At 67.0% G+C, this 15,288-nt stretch carries 16 protein-coding genes and 2 pseudogenes; 5 read left to right on the top strand and 13 right to left on the bottom strand.

The features are described 5' to 3' along the window. Positions 1 to 419: 419 nt before the first annotated feature. From ACM6LU_RS38525 to ACM6LU_RS38510, 4 genes and pseudogenes are all read right to left on the bottom strand, one after another. The gene (locus tag ACM6LU_RS38525) at positions 420 to 761 is read right to left on the bottom strand and encodes a hypothetical protein (protein ID WP_414942800.1); all 342 of its coding nucleotides are present in this window, start codon (positions 759 to 761) and stop codon (positions 420 to 422) included. Positions 762 to 854: 93 nt separating this feature from the next. Continuing rightward, positions 855 to 1,055 (bottom strand): annotated as a pseudogene (locus tag ACM6LU_RS38520) (ATP-binding cassette domain-containing protein); the annotation flags it as partial. A 293-nt stretch (positions 1,056 to 1,348) separates the two neighbouring features. Beyond that, positions 1,349 to 2,068, bottom strand: a pseudogene (locus ACM6LU_RS38515) (ABC transporter transmembrane domain-containing protein); the annotation flags it as partial. A gap of 68 nt (positions 2,069 to 2,136) precedes the next feature. After that, entirely contained in the window at positions 2,137 to 2,694 is a 558-nt protein-coding gene (locus tag ACM6LU_RS38510; RefSeq protein WP_414942806.1) for an ATP-binding cassette domain-containing protein, read from the bottom strand. 745 nt (positions 2,695 to 3,439) lie between these two features. Here ACM6LU_RS38510 and ACM6LU_RS38505 point away from each other — a divergent pair. Both ACM6LU_RS38505 and ACM6LU_RS38500 read left to right on the top strand, forming a co-directional pair. After that, positions 3,440 to 3,796, top strand: coding sequence for a peptidase inhibitor family I36 protein (locus ACM6LU_RS38505; protein WP_414942799.1), 357 nt, complete (start codon positions 3,440 to 3,442; stop codon positions 3,794 to 3,796). A 971-nt stretch (positions 3,797 to 4,767) separates the two neighbouring features. After that, positions 4,768 to 5,169 carry a DUF6924 domain-containing protein gene (locus ACM6LU_RS38500; protein WP_414942798.1) on the top strand — a complete coding sequence of 134 codons (402 nt, stop codon included), beginning with the start codon at positions 4,768 to 4,770 and terminating at the stop codon, positions 5,167 to 5,169. A 359-nt stretch (positions 5,170 to 5,528) separates the two neighbouring features. On the opposite strand, the gene ACM6LU_RS38495 is transcribed toward ACM6LU_RS38500, so the two are convergent. Both ACM6LU_RS38495 and ACM6LU_RS38490 read right to left on the bottom strand, forming a co-directional pair. Then, a complete protein-coding gene (locus ACM6LU_RS38495) occupies positions 5,529 to 6,308 on the bottom strand; it encodes an alpha/beta hydrolase family protein (protein WP_414942797.1) in 780 nt (259 codons plus the stop codon). 536 nt (positions 6,309 to 6,844) lie between these two features. Continuing rightward, positions 6,845 to 7,603 carry an SDR family oxidoreductase gene (locus ACM6LU_RS38490; protein WP_414942796.1) on the bottom strand — a complete coding sequence of 253 codons (759 nt, stop codon included), beginning with the start codon at positions 7,601 to 7,603 and terminating at the stop codon, positions 6,845 to 6,847. Between the two features lie 102 nt (positions 7,604 to 7,705). Here ACM6LU_RS38490 and ACM6LU_RS38485 point away from each other — a divergent pair, with 102 nt between their 5' ends. After that, on the top strand, positions 7,706 to 8,695 hold the full coding sequence (locus ACM6LU_RS38485; protein ID WP_414942805.1) for a helix-turn-helix domain-containing protein: 990 nt from the start codon (positions 7,706 to 7,708) through the stop codon (positions 8,693 to 8,695). A gap of 631 nt (positions 8,696 to 9,326) precedes the next feature. Here ACM6LU_RS38485 and ACM6LU_RS38480 read toward each other — a convergent pair. From ACM6LU_RS38480 to ACM6LU_RS38460, 5 genes are all read right to left on the bottom strand, one after another. Then, positions 9,327 to 9,908, bottom strand: a complete 582-nt coding sequence (locus ACM6LU_RS38480; protein WP_414942795.1) for a carboxymuconolactone decarboxylase family protein — start codon at positions 9,906 to 9,908, stop codon at positions 9,327 to 9,329. Beyond that, positions 9,895 to 10,233 carry a hypothetical protein gene (locus ACM6LU_RS38475; RefSeq protein ID WP_414942794.1) on the bottom strand — a complete coding sequence of 113 codons (339 nt, stop codon included), beginning with the start codon at positions 10,231 to 10,233 and terminating at the stop codon, positions 9,895 to 9,897. Before ACM6LU_RS38475 ends, ACM6LU_RS38480 begins: the two co-directional genes overlap by 14 nt. A gap of 51 nt (positions 10,234 to 10,284) precedes the next feature. Further along, complete coding sequence (locus ACM6LU_RS38470) at positions 10,285 to 10,779, bottom strand: SRPBCC family protein (RefSeq protein ID WP_414942793.1); 495 nt, start codon at positions 10,777 to 10,779, stop codon at positions 10,285 to 10,287. Positions 10,780 to 10,856: 77 nt separating this feature from the next. Further along, on the bottom strand, positions 10,857 to 12,092 hold the full coding sequence (locus ACM6LU_RS38465) for an RNA polymerase sigma factor (RefSeq protein WP_414942792.1): 1,236 nt from the start codon (positions 12,090 to 12,092) through the stop codon (positions 10,857 to 10,859). Further along, positions 12,089 to 12,463 (bottom strand): YciI family protein, encoded by a 375-nt coding sequence (locus ACM6LU_RS38460; protein WP_414942791.1) that lies wholly within the window; start codon positions 12,461 to 12,463, stop codon positions 12,089 to 12,091. The genes ACM6LU_RS38465 and ACM6LU_RS38460 overlap by 4 nt, the downstream gene beginning before the upstream one ends. A gap of 114 nt (positions 12,464 to 12,577) precedes the next feature. Between ACM6LU_RS38460 and ACM6LU_RS38455 the strand changes: the two genes are divergently transcribed. Next, complete coding sequence (locus ACM6LU_RS38455) at positions 12,578 to 12,877, top strand: hypothetical protein (protein WP_414942807.1); 300 nt, start codon at positions 12,578 to 12,580, stop codon at positions 12,875 to 12,877. Here the strand turns inward: ACM6LU_RS38455 and ACM6LU_RS38450 are convergent. Then, positions 12,857 to 13,942 (bottom strand): response regulator transcription factor, encoded by a 1,086-nt coding sequence (locus tag ACM6LU_RS38450; RefSeq protein WP_414942804.1) that lies wholly within the window; start codon positions 13,940 to 13,942, stop codon positions 12,857 to 12,859. The two genes, ACM6LU_RS38455 and ACM6LU_RS38450, sit on opposite strands and share 21 nt — an antisense overlap. A gap of 44 nt (positions 13,943 to 13,986) precedes the next feature. Next, a complete protein-coding gene (locus ACM6LU_RS38445) occupies positions 13,987 to 14,634 on the bottom strand; it encodes a sensor histidine kinase (protein WP_414942803.1) in 648 nt (215 codons plus the stop codon). A 287-nt stretch (positions 14,635 to 14,921) separates the two neighbouring features. Between ACM6LU_RS38445 and ACM6LU_RS38440 the strand changes: the two genes are divergently transcribed. Continuing rightward, complete coding sequence (locus tag ACM6LU_RS38440) at positions 14,922 to 15,197, top strand: hypothetical protein (protein WP_414942790.1); 276 nt, start codon at positions 14,922 to 14,924, stop codon at positions 15,195 to 15,197. Positions 15,198 to 15,288 lie beyond the last annotated feature (91 nt).

Genomic DNA, 15,288 nt, shown 5'->3' with positions numbered 1-15,288 from the left:
CCTGATCACCACCGCGCCCGACCGCGCCGTGACCTGGACATGGTCACACTGGCGCCGACGCCACCAACACCGAGCCCGACAAGCCCACTACCAGCGAAGACAAGCCATCAATCACAAAGTGCGGCTGGAGTACTAGTACTCCAGTGCGGCTGGAGTACTAGGGTCCTGCTACGCGAGACCGCGCTGTTGCGAGCTGGGAGCACGGTTATTCCTGACCGGCCCTGCGTGCGCACAGGGCGTTGGCCGCCATCGGCCGCAGGACTGTTGTCCCAGCAAACAGCAGCGGCGATGCATGTTCGGCCAGCCCCAGGACGCCCCGAGCTACGGGAGGTTGAGCCAGGAGACGTTGCAGGAGAACAGTTAGCCGAGGCGGCAGCGCGAGCTTGCGGTCGGTGTTATCAGCGCGCTCCCGGAGGCAGTTATACCCACATGCTCACGGCGTAGCTGCACAATCGTGGTGACTGAGATTCCGTAGAGCAGGGTAAGAGCACCTGCGACGCGGAGTGGAAGCGGAATGCTCTCGTCATCGAGGCACCGAGGGAGCTGGATGAGCCATTCTTCGTCGTCTCGTACTGGGCGTACACACGGGCGAACATTCCCCCGGTCTCGCGGAGCTGGACAGGGGTGCCCTGCTCGACCACTCGGCCCGCGTCGAGCGCGACCACCGCGTCGGCCGTGGCCAGGGTGGCCGGACGGTGGGCGATGACGATGACCGTGCGGTCGGGGTCGGTGGTCAGATTGGCGATGGCTTCGCTGACCATGGCCTCGTTCTCCGGGTCGAGGGCCGAGCCCGCCTCGTCCAGGCGGGCGGCGCGGGCCGCGGCGTGCAGCTCGTCGTCGGTGGCGTCGGGGCGGGCCAGGCGGAGGTTGTCCTCGATGGTCGTGTCGAACAGGTAGACGTCCTGAAAGACGATGGCGATGTCGTCCAGCAGCGCGGCCGGGTCGAGGTCGCGGACATCGACGCCGCCGACGCGAACCGAGCCCTGGTCCGGGTCGAAGAAACGGGCGACGAGCCGGGTGACCGTCGTCTTGCCCGAGCCAGAAGGGCCGACCAGCGCGGTCGTCGTGCCCGGCGCGCACGGAAGGACACGTCCGACAGCGCGGGCCTGCCCTCGGGGCCGTAGGAGTAGGTGACCCCGGCGAACTCGATGCCCGCGTCACGCTTGTCCGATATCGGGTTCGCCGAGTCGGGCAGCGGCTCCTCGGCGAAGATGTCCTGCACGCGCGTAGTCGCGTTGTCCATCGCGTGCAACACGCCCATCAGCTCGGTCAGCGTGCCCAGCGGCTCCAGGAACCGAACGGCGAGCACGAGCAGGGCGACCGCGTCGGCGACCGGGAGCTGGCCGCTGAGCAGGAAATGCGTCCCCATGATCAGGACCGCGGTGAACCCGAGCATGATGACGCCGGTGTAGGAGAGGTCCGGGAACACGGTGCGGCGCAGCCCGCGGCGGTAGCTGGCGCGGTGCTCGTCCAGGGCGGCGCGCATCCGTCCGCTGCCCACTCGGCCCAGCCCGGCGGCGCGCAGCACCGGTTGCGCTTGACCCAGCTCGATCGCCCGGCCCGCGATCTCGACCGCGGCCTTCTCCAGGTCGCGGTCGACCTCGGCGACGATGCGACCGGAGCGGCGCAGCGCCAGGAAGGCCGCAGGCAGCACCAGGAGCAGCAGCAGTGCGAGCCGCCAGTCCACGAAGAACACCACTGCGACGACGGTGAGCGGGACCAGCGCGCCGCTGATGGTGGGTGGGCCGAAGGTGACGCCGAGGTGCGCCACCGCCCCGGCCGAGGTGGTGATGGTGCGCGAGAGCTTGGCCTTGGCGCTGGAGGTGAACCAGCCCAGCGGCAGCTTGGTCACGTGCGCCATCAGCCGGTTGCGCACCTGGGCGGCGATCCGCATGCTGACGGCGAAGTCGATCGGGGTGGAGACCGCCTTGAGCACCCAGTAAACGGTCACCCCAGCCGCACCCAGCAGCAGCCACGGCAGGGCTGCGTCGATGTCGGGCTCTGGCTGGAGCAGCGCACGCAGGACGGGAACGAGCAAGGCGAGGATGAGCCCTTGCAGGATCGCCATCGTGCCGTGCACGCCGATGACCTTGGCCAGGTCGGACGGGTGCGGGTGGAGCCGGTGCAGGCGGCCGATCACGAGTCGTCTCCGTTCTGCTGGGCGGCCCACATGCGGCGGTAGAGGCCGTCGTGGGCGAGCAGGGTGGGGTGGTCGCCGGTCTCCACGACGCGGCCGCCATCGAGCACGACGATCCGGTCGGCGGTGGCGACGGTGTGCAGGCGGTGGGCGATGACGACGACCGTGCGGCCCACGATCAGAGTGGCCAGCGCGTCCTGCACAGCGGCCTCGCTGTCCGGGTCGAGCGCGGCGGTGGCTTCGTCCAGCACCACGATCGGCGCGTCGGCGAGAATGGCGCGGGCGATGGTCAGCCGCTGCCGCTCGCCGCCGGAGAGGCCGCCGCCGACAGCGTCGAGGACGGTGTCGTAGCCGTGCGGCAGCCGCTCGACCACCTCGTCCACACGCGCGGCCCGAGCGGCGGCGCGCACCTGCTCGTCGGTGGCCCCGGGGCGGCCGATCTGGATGTTCTCGGTGATGGTGTCGCGCAGCAGGATGACGTCCTGGAACACCAACGCCATCGACGCCAGCAGCTGCTCCGAGGCCATGTCGCGTACGTCCACGCCGCCGATGCGCACGGAACACGACGAACTCAAGGTCGCCGCCCCCCTCGTCGTCTGACCACGGGGTGCGACACAGGGGGCCTTCGCTATGAGTTCCGTCGGGCACGCGAAGAAGCGGGGATGCCAAAACCCTGTGTCTTATTGGGCGCTACCCCGGCCTCGAATTAGTGACTTGCGTCACGCGAGCGAAATGATCGGGTTGGCCGCCGCCCTGACAATCCCAGCACATTCATGCAGTTCCGGACTTCGCCGTAAACGTCTCGGCACCATGCTCGCGCTAAATCGCGCTGCGACGGGGGAGGACGATGCCGCGCCGGGCGACCTGGTCGCTGATCCTCGCCGCACACTGGCACCGCCTGGCGCCGCTGTGAGAGCGTGACGCGCGGTGATGTCCGATAGTGCATCGTGAGTCGAGCAGATCGCATCAAAAGGACATTGCTTTTCCCGCGGTGCAGGACAAGGCTGAATCTCGCAGACGTCCTCGGATCGAGCGATCGCCCCTGCGGTGATCTTAGTGGCCACGGCCGTCAGATCGAGGGTTTCCTACCGGTGCCTCGGCAGCACACCTGAATGAAGCGCTCCGCGCGACCGGTGTCGTCGCGTCGGGGGAGTGGGTGGCTTCACCGACGTACTCGGTACTTCCGGAGGCGCTGACCTTTGTCATGCTCGCATCGATACCGCTAGGCGAGAATGGCGCAACGATCTTCGCCTGGACATGAACCGCAGAAGTCTCTGCGCTGGATCAAGGAAAGGAAAACAGATGTCGTTCTTCAAGAGAGGTCTTGGCATCGTGGTGATCGCTTTGGCCGGTGTGCTGGTCACCGTGCCGTCGGCGGACGCTGCGACGGGATATGACCGCTGTACGGCGGGGTATATGTGCCTGTTCGCGGGAGATGACGGACAAGGTGCCATGGCACTCTTTCAGGTTGGTTCACCGGACTTGTCCTTGCAGAATTTCGATGATCGTACGAGGAGTTGGAACAACAGGAATTCGAGCTCGTTCTGCATGTATGTCAACAAGAACTATGACAACAGTGCGGGTGCCGGTACCTTTCATTCAGGAACCAAGGGGAACGTTGCCGAATTCAATCGGTACAGCTCACTTCGCCGCTGCTGACGAAGGCCCGCCTCTAGATGGGCTGAACTTCGTCACCGGCGTTGCGCTTTCTCCCTGGAAATCGCGGAGCTGATGATGCGGGCGGCCGTGTCTCCGGACGAGATGTCGACTCCTGCGGAGGCGGTGGCTTTCGAGTGCGACGTCACGCCATCGTTCCCCTGCGCCGTCGGCTGGATGGATGCCGTAGGTGGTCGGACTCGCGAGTCGTGCTTGTTCGCCGGCGCTGATCCAGGACTGGAGAACGGCAGCTTCGGTGTGCTTGTGGCCCAGCTCCGGCTACACCCGCGTCTTGACTGAGGGCATTCGCGTGGTCGTAGGTCGCCGGAGATGCTGATGCGCCGGTCACGCATTGACGAGCGATGGGATGGGACCGCAGAACAGGTCGTGGTCACGTGTCGGCCGGCTGCGGATCGCGGTATCTGCTTCAAGCCCACATCGAACTTCTCTACGCTCTGGCGGTACGGCGGAAGAATCGTGTACCGAGGTGCAGGTTCGATGGTCGCCTGGGGCGGTGATCAGTCGGCGCGGTGTGTGGGGTGAGCACAGAGCGCCGGCCTCGGCCGGTTCGTGCGGTACTGCCGCCCACGCCGGCGGGAACCGGTCGTCGTGTCCGATATCGCCACCGACCGGTTCTGGAGGATTTCCAGGCTGGCTTGGCAAGCCAAGCCAGCCTGGACGCCTGCTGGCCGACGCCGACCCTGGCCCGTGACGGGGCCTGCTGGAACCTTCCCCATGTACCGTCGTGTCCAGCGCGTCCCGCAGGACTCCGCCCCCGCCCGAGTTTCGGCCGGCACCGCGGCCCTGATTATCGAACGCCACTATAACGAGCAGGCAGGGCAAAACGCGGAGGACAGGCCGCCCGGTATTCCCTCCCGGCCGTTCTGGAGCTAAGGTGGCAGACAGGAGCGCGGGTGTCTCTGAAATTCAGCTAACTGGCATGTCGCATGCGCGAGAAGTGAAAGGACGTCGCCATGAAAAGTCAGCCTGAAGCTGTCGGAACTCCGCTGATTCGCACGGATTTCTCCGATCCGGCTCGCTGGGAGGCATTGCGAACGGCGGTGGAGACACCGAACGAGGACGACTTCCTGGCGCATGTGCACTTTGTGGACGACCAAGCCTATCGCGACATGACCGCCGAGCAGCTTCTGCCGTTGATCGGTCCACATTCGCTCTTCATCGTCGCCGACAGACGGGCATTGTCTGATTTCGGCCAGCCGTTACTGTGCATATACCGAGGTGGCCAGCAAACTGAACAGCTAAGAGTTATCTCTAGAGAGTTGTGGTCAATCGAGAACAACATTTCCTTGGCGAACATGGACTGGGACGAGTTCGCCCGCGCGGCAGACGACGACGGCGTCTTCCGAGGGTTTTGAGCTGCAAATCGCGCCGGAATAGACGTGGTATCCCGCAGCAGGCCTGCTTACGTTGGACAACGATGTCAACATGAACACGATCTCGGGGAACGTCACACGATCGTTTACCGGGCGGGGCCCCGCTGACGTGACTCAATTCTGGGATCAACGCCTACAGCTCATCCGGACCCAAGCGCGGCGATAGATCTTTGCCTCGCCATCAGCACAGGGGTTGCGACGGCATCGGCACCGTCTGCGAAGTCGGAGAAAGCGTGTGGTCACCGGCCAAGGCTGCCTTGACCGGCATCCGGTCCCGCATCGGACCGATGAACCTTGACCTGACTGGTGCGACGCATGCGTCAGCACTGCTCTGGCCGAGCTCAGCTCCTGGTGAGCCCGAGGTGCTCAGTCAGGAACTCAGCCCGGTCGGCATACGCGGCCACGTCGTTGATCACGTGCCCCGAGTCGTACCATCGCTGCTGCTTGGGCTGCGGCGCCATCGCGTAGAACTCCTCGGACTCCGCCGCGGTGACACCGATGTCGAACCGCGCGAACTGGTAGAGCACTGGGACTCGCACGTCACCGATGAAATGTTCCGCGTCGTACGGCGCCATCTCGGCCAGGGTCCGCTCGAACAACTCCGGCGGCAACGACGCCCGCATCCGTGCGACCTCGGGGTGGTGGGTGTTGCGCCAGTGATGCGTCAGGCCCGCCATCGGCACTTCGAGTACGAAACACGCAAACCGCTGGTCGAGCCCGGCAATCACCGCCATCATCATCGCACCACCGCTGTGCCCGACACCCGCGATCCGATCTGTCCGGCCCAGCAGCAGATCCGCGCCCCGACGCAGGGCCAGCATCGACCGGCGGATCGCGGCCACCTGGTCGTCATCGACGTACTGGAACTGCAAGCACAATCCGATCCCGCCCGATCTGGCCAGCGCGATCGCCTCCGGCAGGAACCCCTCCGTGCCACTGGTGGTGTGCATGTACAGCACGCCCGCCCTGGGTGTGCCGTCGGGCTCGACCAAGTATCCTGTGACGCGGCCGCCCTCGGCGTTTTCGAACGAGCAACGGGAAATCGTCACACCGGGACGGACGGCAAGTAGTTCGGAAGTTTCGTGCAGCGGGGCAGACGGGTCGCAGTGCAAGTCGGGCACGAATTCAGTATATACGCGCCCGACAGCGGTTGACCCGATTTTTGCCGTCTTTAACAAGCTCAACCTGTTGCTTGCCAAACGGGTGGGGCCCTGCCGACGGCGTTTTCCAGCGGACGCTTCGATTTCGTCGTTGCACGGCGTTGCGGGCAGTCCGGGATGAACAACCGGATCGAGCTGAGCTCTTTCGGAGCAGTGAACACTGAGTCCATTTCCTGGCGATGTTCGTGGCGATGATGACGACTTTCGCCGTCTGCGGACAGCTTCAGTCCTGCTCGACAGTTCCCAGACAGCTCCACTCACATGTGGAGGCCTTCACCTGTCAGCATGACAGGCCTAACCACCCCAACCCGAATTACACCTCAAGTGCTCGCTGATGCGGAATATGGCACTTCGATACTTGTCTGTTTATCGATGCGTGAACAGTGAGGTGGCAGGGATCGGCGTCGGGGCTGAGCAGCCTATACGCGTGAATCTCGGGGCAGCAACCCTGTAGGACCGCTCGGTGGTAACACAGCGAAGACGGTCACCTCGTCGTCCTACTGCGGTTGGGCAGACGGCATCACCGTGAGCTGGGAGAGGCAGGTCCCCACCGGACGGCTCACCGCGTAAGCGATCGCGTCAGCGACGGTAGCCGGATCGAGCAGTTTCCCACTACGGACCGCCGAGGCGAGCCGATCGCGGATGCCGGTATGAGTGGTGTGTTCGAACAGTTCGGTGGCAACGCCACCGGGTTTGACGTCGGTGACTCTAAGTCCCGTGGCGGCGAGTTCCACACGTAGAGCTCGGGATAGATAGGACAGTGCGGCCTTCGTCGCGCCGTAGACGGCGAATGCGGAGACGGGGACGTCAGCGCCGGTACTGGAGACGTTGACGACGTCTGCGGCCCTCCCGGCGCTAGCTGCGGCTTGGAGACTGGGGAGCAGTGTGCGAGTCGTGTGGAGAACCGCGCTTACGTTCAGGTCGAGCATCTGCCGCCATTCTTCGTCGCGACCCTCGGTCAGTGGATTGGGGAGCATGACGGCGGCGTTGTTGACCAGGAGATCGACGGTCTTGAGGTTGACACGATCGCCGAGTGCTTCGACAGCGTGCCGATCGGTGAGATCTGCCGGTATCGCTACGGCCTGGTCGCCGATCTCGTCGGCGAGTGCCTTCAGGCGGTCGGCACGACGGGCGACGAGAACGACACGAGCACCGTCTTCGGCGAGACGACGGGCGGTAGCGGCACCGATTCCGGACGCGGCACCGGTGATCAGTGCTTGCCGCCCGGCAAGTGGTGCGGTAGGGGTTGTCGACATGGTCGGAAGTCTGACCCCGTCCCAGATGGTGTATCCAGGCCTGGTTCTGACTAGGTTGGATTGACCCATGTTACGGTCGGATCGATCGTGGATGATGGAACCATGTGTTCGGAACTAGGCAGCTTCCTCCGGTCCCGGCGTGCTCGCATCCAGCCGGCCGACGTAGGGCTCAGCCCACAGGGCCGGCGTCGGGTGCCCGGATTGCGTCGCGATGAGGTGGCCGCAGCGGCCGGGGTGAGCACCGATTACTACACCCGCGTCGAGCAGGGGAGAGCGACACCGTCGTGGCAGGTGCTGGACGCGGTGGCCGCCGTGCTGCGGCTCGACGACGTCGAACGTGAACATCTGCTTCGCCTGACCGGTCCTCGGTTGTGGCCACAGCGTTGTGAACAGCACGCGGCGGAGGGCGTGCAAGCCGGGATGCGGGAGATCTTGGTTCGGCTGGTGGATCTACCCGCCGTCGTCCTGAGTGGAACTCTGGACGTACTCGCGTGGACACCCCTCGCGGCCGAGCTTCTCGGTCTGCACCCCGACGGTGAGCGCAATATGGCGCGTAGACTCTTCCTGCAGCCGGAGAGCCGCCTTCTTTATCCTGAGTGGAACACCGTAGCAGCGGAAACAGTGAGTCATCTGCGCCGGATTTCGGTAGAACGGCCGTCAGATGTCGAGCTTGTGCACCTCGTGCGGGAACTCTCTGTCACATCCGCCGATTTCGTCCGGCTATGGCGCAGGCACGATGTGGCAGCTGGAACTAGCCGTCGTAAGGTCTTCTACCATCCTCAGGCAGGCTGCTTCGAGCTCGAACCCGAAGTACTGGCCTCTGCCCGTGACCGGCAAACGTTGTGTATCTATCGGGCGGAGACGGGAACCGTCGGCGCGGATGCGCTGGTCTCGCTCAAGACGCTCGATCTCGCGGGCTCGGACGACCGGCTGGCTGAGGCACCTCGGAATAGGCAGATTCGTGACGGCATGCGGCAAACACCCCGTCGGCAGGGTGTCCTCGCCTCAAGCGGGGCCACTCCTCGCGCCATCGGCTTGTCCGAACTCGGTGCCCGCGAGGTGAGGGTCGGGCTGGAGGGCGTCGACCGGTGAGTCCCGTTCGAACGACGGCGCAGGTCGGCGTCGCCCGCTTCGTCGAGGAGGCGAGCGAAGGTGAACCGCGTCCCGGTCCATCCACCCAGTGTCCGACGCCGGGGCCTGAGTCGCTAGTCGCCGTCCTGGCGGCTGCGCCAGGCGCCGAACGCGGATTCGGAGCAGTACCGCTAATGCCGCGGCGGTGCCGGTGGTGTGGTCCGGCGAGCCGACCCCGGCCACGTTTAGGAACGTCACCGCCGCGAGATGGACCACGATCATCCCCGGTTGTGGCCTCTCGTTTCAGTGCCAGCAGCATTGCCGAGTCAGGAACGGTATCAAGGTCGTGTCCAGCTGGAGCACGCGATCGACGCCGCCACGGCTTCGGCACCCTGAGGATGCTGAGGCACCGATACGGGCGCCCGTGCTCGTCGACGCCGGCGAGCACGGGGGCGGAACTTCGTTGCCAGTCCGCGCGCCCGCCGATGGAGATCAAGGGCATCGGGTTCCGGGGGATCAAGACCGAGGTGGTGGTCATCGTGTGGGGCGATGACATCAGCGCATCGGCGGGATTCGCGTTGCGGCAGTCCGATATTCGACACTCGCTGGCAGTTGGGTGCCGCGATCACGTTGATTCGCCGACCGCCGGAGGTTAGGCGTAGCCGCGTTTGAGCATCATGCCGGCGGCCTTGTCGAACTCGGCGTCGGTTGGGATGGCGAAGTCCAATGCGTTGGCGTAGCGGGTGACGATGTTGAACACGGCTGCGACCGCGGCCGCGTCTTCGAGCTGTTGCCGGGTGGCCCCTGCGGCCAGCGCCGTTCGGATTTGTCCGCCCTCCAGTTCGTCAGGACGCAGGGTCACGGTTTCCAGGACGGTGAGTGTGGCGCGCAGGGGGTCCGAGATCGGCGCGGTTCGGTAGTCGGTGAGGGCCGCGTCGGCCACCGTCTTGTCCATTCCGTGCACGGCGATGGCCCGGTGAGCTCCGATGCAGAACGGACACGAGTTCCACTTGGCGACCATCGCGGCCATCAGTTCCCGCTCTGCTATGGACCATTCGCTCGGCCCGCGCATCGCATCCTGCGTCCACGCGCCGAGCGCTGTGCCGACGAAGCCCTTGTGGTAGAAGGCAACGCGGGCCGCGTCCGGGAGGCGCGCTCCCAGTGCCAGGGAGATGACCCGGATCAGCGTCCTGGTGCGGAGACTGTCACCGCGTTCGACTTCAGGCAGGCGCATCGGTCGCCTCCGCGATCACTCGGGTGGCGGCGTCCCATCGGGCCAGGCCCGCCCCGACGCAGGCGGACATGACGATCTCGAACGCGGCCTTGTCGCTGCCGGCCGCCTGCCGGACGGCGTCGAGTTCGGCGTCGGTCACCCGGTAGGAGGCGTCACCGATCTGCCGGGCCAGATCGTCGTACGGTTCGGCGACAGGCGGCCCGCCCGCCGAGCGGGCCGCCACCGCGGTCCGCAGCGCCACCTCGGTGATTCCGGTGTCGCCGGCCATCGCCGAGCGCAGCGTCTCCGCGTGATAGCGGTGTGAGTCGTCGGCGCCTGTGCTCATGTGGCCTTTCCGCTGACGCTGGGATCGGGTCCGGTGTGGACGGTATCGGCTTCAGTCCCCGGCGGCATCCCGTTGTGTCGCGGCGCGGAACCGCTCGAGATACAGCGGCCAGCCCGAGCCGGCACTTAGGCTCGTGAAGCTCTCCCAGCCCTCGCCGTGCCGGTCGAGATGCCGGTGTTCGAGCGAGACCCGGGTATGTTCGGCACCGTCGGCGATGAACCGGATCTCGACCTCGCTGGTGTGGCTGGGGTCGGACTCCAGCTGCCAGCGCGGGCTGATGTCCCAGCTGAGGACCAGCCGCTCCGACGGCTCGTACGCCAGGACCCGCGCCCAGGTGCAGCGGCTGCCGTCGGAGCCCACGTCGTACACGGTGCCGCCGGCCCGAGGTTCCAGCACGGTCCGCTTGATCGGCGTCGCGAGTAGGTTGTGCTCGCGAGGCTTGATTTCGTCGAACCGTTCGGTAAACACGCCGAAGGCGTTCTTCTTGCCGACATCGACGACGACGTCGGCCTTCACGGAGGTCACGGCTTGGGAAGTGCTGCTCATGGGGGTGGGTCCTTTCGGTGAATCGTCAGTTGACGCACCAGAGGACGAATAACCACCGGGCTTCTCGACAGCTCAGTTCATCGAGTTTCCGGTTTTTTGAGAGCGCGCATGCGGCCGGCGAGGTAGCGCTGGTCGGCGGGGTTGGTGGCGAGCTCGTGTGCGCGCCGGTACGCCGCGACCGCGTCGTCGGTGCGGCCGAGACGGCGTAGGAGGTCGGCGCGGGCGGCGTGTAGCAGGTGGTAGCCGTCGAGGCCCTCGATCCGGTCGATCAACGCTAGCCCCTCGTCCGGGGTGGTGGCCATGGCAACCGCCACAGCGTGGTTGAGCGCGACCACCGGCGACGGGGTCGCCGTGAGCAGCTGCTCGTACAGCGCGGCGATCGCGGGCCAGTTCGTCTCCTCGGCCGTCGGCGCCTGGGCGTGCAGGATCGCGATGGTCGCCTGCAGGAGATATTGCCCGGGCGTCCCGAACCGCAGGGCCCGGTCGAGAAGCCGGACGGCTTCGCCGATCCCGGCGCGGTCCCAGCGGGACCGGTCCTGGTCCTTGAGCAGGACCACGTCCCCGGCCGGCGTGTACCGGGCGGCCGAGCGCGCTTGGTGGATCAGCAGTAGCGCGCTCAGGGCAAGAGGTTCCGGTTCGTCGGGCATGAGGGTGGCGACGAGCTTGGCGAGGCGGACTGCCTCCTGCTGCAACTCGCGGTACTCCGGCTCGCCGCCGCCGGCGGTGTAGCCGCGGGTGAAGATCAAGTAGATCACCGCGAGGACGCCGGAGAGCCGCTCGGGCAGAAGGTGGTCGGCGGGAACGTCGAGGCTGATGCCCGCATCGCGGATCTTGCGCTTCGCCCGCACCAGGCGCTGGGCGAGTGTGGGTTCGGCGACGAGGAAGGTGCGGGCGATCTGCCCGGCGGTCATCCCGGCCACGGCCTGCAGCGTCAGCGCGACGCGGGCTTCTTCGGCCAGGGCGGGATGGCAGCAGGTGAAGATGAGGCTGAGCCGCTCGTCGCCGACGCCGAGCAGGCTGCTCTCGCCGAGGTCCATGGTCGTCGCCTCCGGTCCCGGTCCGAGTTCGGCGAGCTTGTCCCGGCCATTGCGGGCACGCCGGAGCCGGTCGATGGCGCTGTTGCGGGCCGCGGTCAGCAGCCAGGCCACCGGATCGTCCGGCACGGCGGCGTCCCATTTGCGCAGGGCGAGCGCGCAGGCGTCCTGCAACGCGTCCTCGGCCAGCTCGAAGTCGCCGAGGACGCGGACCAGTGCCGCGAGCATGCGGGACCGGTGTTCGCGGTAGACGGCGCGCAGGACCGGCGCCGGGCTCATACTCCGGCCGAGGGCCGGTGGTCGAGGTCGGGAACTCCGGCGATTGGGCGGACTTCGATCGTGCCCACCTCGGCCAGCGGGCACAGCGCGGCCAGTTCGAGTGCTTCGTCGAGGTCGCGGCAGTCGAGGATGTAGGCGCCGCCGAGGTGTTCGTGGGTCTCGGGGAAGGGGCCGTCGGTGATCAAGGTCTTGCCGTCGCGGACGCTGACCGTGGTGGCGGTGTGCTCGCCTTGGAGCGGATGCCCGGCGACGAACACGCCGCGGCGGCGGCACTCTTCGGCGAAGGCGTTCACCCTGGCGAGCGCCTCGGGGAACGCCGGATCCGCGGGTTCGGGCCGGTCGCAGTTGTAGATCAGCAGCATGTAGTGCACGGGTCCTCCAGCTCGGGCGGTGTCGATCCGTCGAAGAGGATGACGAACGGCTTGACCGTAACTCGACAGGTCGCGTCAAGCTTCTCTGAACCCGTCAGGTCGGGGCCCCGTCCCGTGGCGGTGGCGTTCGACGATGTGCCGGGCGACGTGGGCGGCGTCGTGGCCGACGAAACCGAGCAGGGCCGAGCCGGCGGTCCGCTGCCACGGCAGGCCGAGGACGTACAGTCCGTCGACCGGGGTGTGCGCGCCGTGATGGCGGAGCCGCCCACCGGTGAGCGCGTCCGGGATGTGTACCCAAACAGGAGGTCCTGGTGGGAACGGAACAGCGAGTCCCGGTCAGTCACATTTGTTGACAGCCGGGTTACGCAGACCCCGGTTGCCGAGTACGACGTCCTAATAAGAGATAACCCGTGAGTTCTGGGGTTCCTCGTCGGGAACGCGAGGGTCCGATCCGCCCAGGACCAGGGCGTTCCCACTCCTTCGGGTGATCATCTGTCGTTCTGACTCAACTTCAGCTTCTGTGAACCGATCTCGAACAGGTCGAGGATGTGCGGACAGGACTGAAGGCGGGGCTGCGGGTTGAGTCTGGCGGTTGTGCGGGATCTCCGCGAGCGGCGGTCGCCGGCGAGTCCGGAGGAGTTGGCGCAGTTCGAGACCGACGTGCTGGCCGGGTTCGTGCTCGCCCGTGCCTCGGCCGGGCTGGCCGATGGCACAATCAGCTCCGATGTCGGCCACCTCGAACAGGTGCGGACCTGGTTCGGGAAACCCTTGTGGGACATGGAACCCGCTGACGCCGACACCTGCTTCGGCAAGGTGCTGCGGACCGCCGCGAAGGGCACTCGGCTGGCGCGGGCGCAGGCGGTGACGACGTTCTTCGCGTTCCTGGAGCTGAGGCACAAGGTCGAGATCCATGCCCTGACCGGCCGGATTGTCGAATGCCCGATCGACGAGATGAACAAGCCCCGTGGTCGCAAGCAAGCCGCGCTTCGCATTCCGCCGACCGACGCCGAGGTCACCACCCTGTTCGCCGGCTGGCGCGGAGAGCTGGTGACCTGCCGCAAGTTCGCGCCGACCGCCCGGAACTTCGTCGCCGCGAAGCTGATGTCGCAGGTCGGCCTCCGGGTCAACGAGGCTCGCAGCCTGGACCTTGCCGACGTGAAGTGGGAGCTGGGCCGGTTCGGCAAGCTGCACGTCCGGATCGGTAAGGGCGCCCGTGGCAGCGGACCGCGCGAGCGCGGCCAGCACCTGTTCGTCGGTGTCCACTGTGGTCATCGCCAGCACCGCTGGCGGTTGCGGCAGGCTGCGGATCTCCGCGGTGGCCGCGATCCCGTCCACCTGTGGCATTCGCAGGTCCATCAGCACGACGTCGGGCTGGTACCGGACCGCGGCCTCGGTGCCCGCGGCGCCGTCATAGGTCACCGCGTCCACGACGATCCGGCCGGTGTCGGACAGGATCGTGCGCAGGAACTCACCGACCATGGGCTCGTCATCGACCACGACGACATGCACGACATCATCGGCAGTCAGCTCTGCTGCGTCGGCTCGGTCCACGTACCATCCCGGAAGTCCGTACGGGCCGCCCCGTCGAGGGGCAGGATCACCTGCACAGCGTAGCCGCCGCCGGATTCGGCGGCATGCTCGCAGCTACCGCCGAGCATGCCGACCCGCCTGCGCATCGCCTCGATGCCCCGCCCAGAGCCGGTGCCGCTACCCTCGGCCGTTCCTGGTCCGTTGCGGATGGTCACCCGCACCACGTCGCCGTCGGTGGCCACGGTGACCCGGACTTCGCTGCCCGGCGCGTGTTTGCGCGCATTGGTCAGTCCTTCCTGGACGACCCTGGACACGGTGCTCGCGGTCGCCGGTGGCAGTTCCGGTTGCTCCCCCTCGCGGCGCAACTCCACCCGCTGCCCGGCTTCCACCGCCCTGGCGACAAGCGTCTCCGGCGGATCGTCGGCCGGTCGGTTGCCCAGCCGCACCGATGCCGGACCGGCTGGTGCGTCGAGCAGTGCGAGGATGTTCCGCAGTTCGTCCAGTCCCGCGTTGCCGAGTCCGCTCATCCGTTCCGCGGCCGAGCGGGTCTCGGCTTCCTTGCTGCTGACGGTCAACGCGTTGGCGTGCAACACCAGCAGGGTCAGTAAGTGACCGAGGGTGTCGTGCAGATCGGCCGCCAGCCGTTGCCGTTCGTCGGAGCACCGCTGTCCCGGCCGAGCCCGTGGTGCCGTCCAGTCCGTCGAGCACGCCGGCGAGCGTCACGTGTGCGACGGCGATCGCGGCGGAAATCTGCAGCTGCCGTGGCGTCCGTGCGCATTCGACGACCCGCACGGTCGCCCAGGCCAGTGCGACGGGCACCCACGGCACCGCCTGCTCGGCCAGGAGATGCTGCCACGGCGAGGGAGTCGCCCGCAGCAGCGACGCCACGAGCACCACGGCGCCGAGGCCGAGATCGGGGCGCGCGGGCATGCCCGCCACGAGTGCCGACGCGAGCAGTTGCCCGGCCAGTCCGATGCCCAGTGTCGCCGCGAGTCCCGGCCACGGTTCGCCGAGCACGGCCGCGGCGAACCCGGTGCCGGGCAGCGCGAGCAGCGCGGTGATGATCAGCAGGTACCGCTCACGTCGGGCGTTGCGCACCGGCCGGCCGGATTCGTCCGTCGTGGCCACCCCGCGATGGTACGCCCGCCCGGCCCGGCCGCAGTCGGGCCGGGCCGAGGTGTGGACGTTCCTCGCGCCGGACTGACTTTCGTCGCACGGATTCCGACGAACGATCCGCCAGGACTGGTCGTCCGCGAGTCGCGGCGCCGACTACACGTGACATAGCTTGCGCGGTG

This window comes from Amycolatopsis sp. cmx-11-51, from assembly GCF_047608665.1.
Taxonomy (GTDB): domain Bacteria; phylum Actinomycetota; class Actinomycetes; order Mycobacteriales; family Pseudonocardiaceae; genus Amycolatopsis.
Note: the sequence above shows the minus strand (reverse complement) of the source record. Positions and strands in the feature narration are given on the sequence as shown.

Coding starts and splice junctions, on each gene's coding strand:
- ACM6LU_RS38525 (WP_414942800.1), bottom strand. CDS start 761: ATGGTCAGCGAAGCCATCGCCAATCTGACCACCGACCCCGACCGCACG.
- ACM6LU_RS38505 (WP_414942799.1), top strand. CDS start 3,440: ATGTCGTTCTTCAAGAGAGGTCTTGGCATCGTGGTGATCGCTTTGGCC.
- ACM6LU_RS38500 (WP_414942798.1), top strand. CDS start 4,768: ATGAAAAGTCAGCCTGAAGCTGTCGGAACTCCGCTGATTCGCACGGAT.
- ACM6LU_RS38490 (WP_414942796.1), bottom strand. CDS start 7,603: ATGTCGACAACCCCTACCGCACCACTTGCCGGGCGGCAAGCACTGATC.
- ACM6LU_RS38485 (WP_414942805.1), top strand. CDS start 7,706: ATGTGTTCGGAACTAGGCAGCTTCCTCCGGTCCCGGCGTGCTCGCATC.
- ACM6LU_RS38480 (WP_414942795.1), bottom strand. CDS start 9,908: ATGCGCCTGCCTGAAGTCGAACGCGGTGACAGTCTCCGCACCAGGACG.
- ACM6LU_RS38475 (WP_414942794.1), bottom strand. CDS start 10,233: ATGAGCACAGGCGCCGACGACTCACACCGCTATCACGCGGAGACGCTG.
- ACM6LU_RS38470 (WP_414942793.1), bottom strand. CDS start 10,779: ATGAGCAGCACTTCCCAAGCCGTGACCTCCGTGAAGGCCGACGTCGTC.
- ACM6LU_RS38465 (WP_414942792.1), bottom strand. CDS start 12,092: ATGAGCCCGGCGCCGGTCCTGCGCGCCGTCTACCGCGAACACCGGTCC.
- ACM6LU_RS38450 (WP_414942804.1), bottom strand. CDS start 13,942: ATGGTCGGTGAGTTCCTGCGCACGATCCTGTCCGACACCGGCCGGATC.
- ACM6LU_RS38440 (WP_414942790.1), top strand. CDS start 14,922: ATGCCCGCCACGAGTGCCGACGCGAGCAGTTGCCCGGCCAGTCCGATG.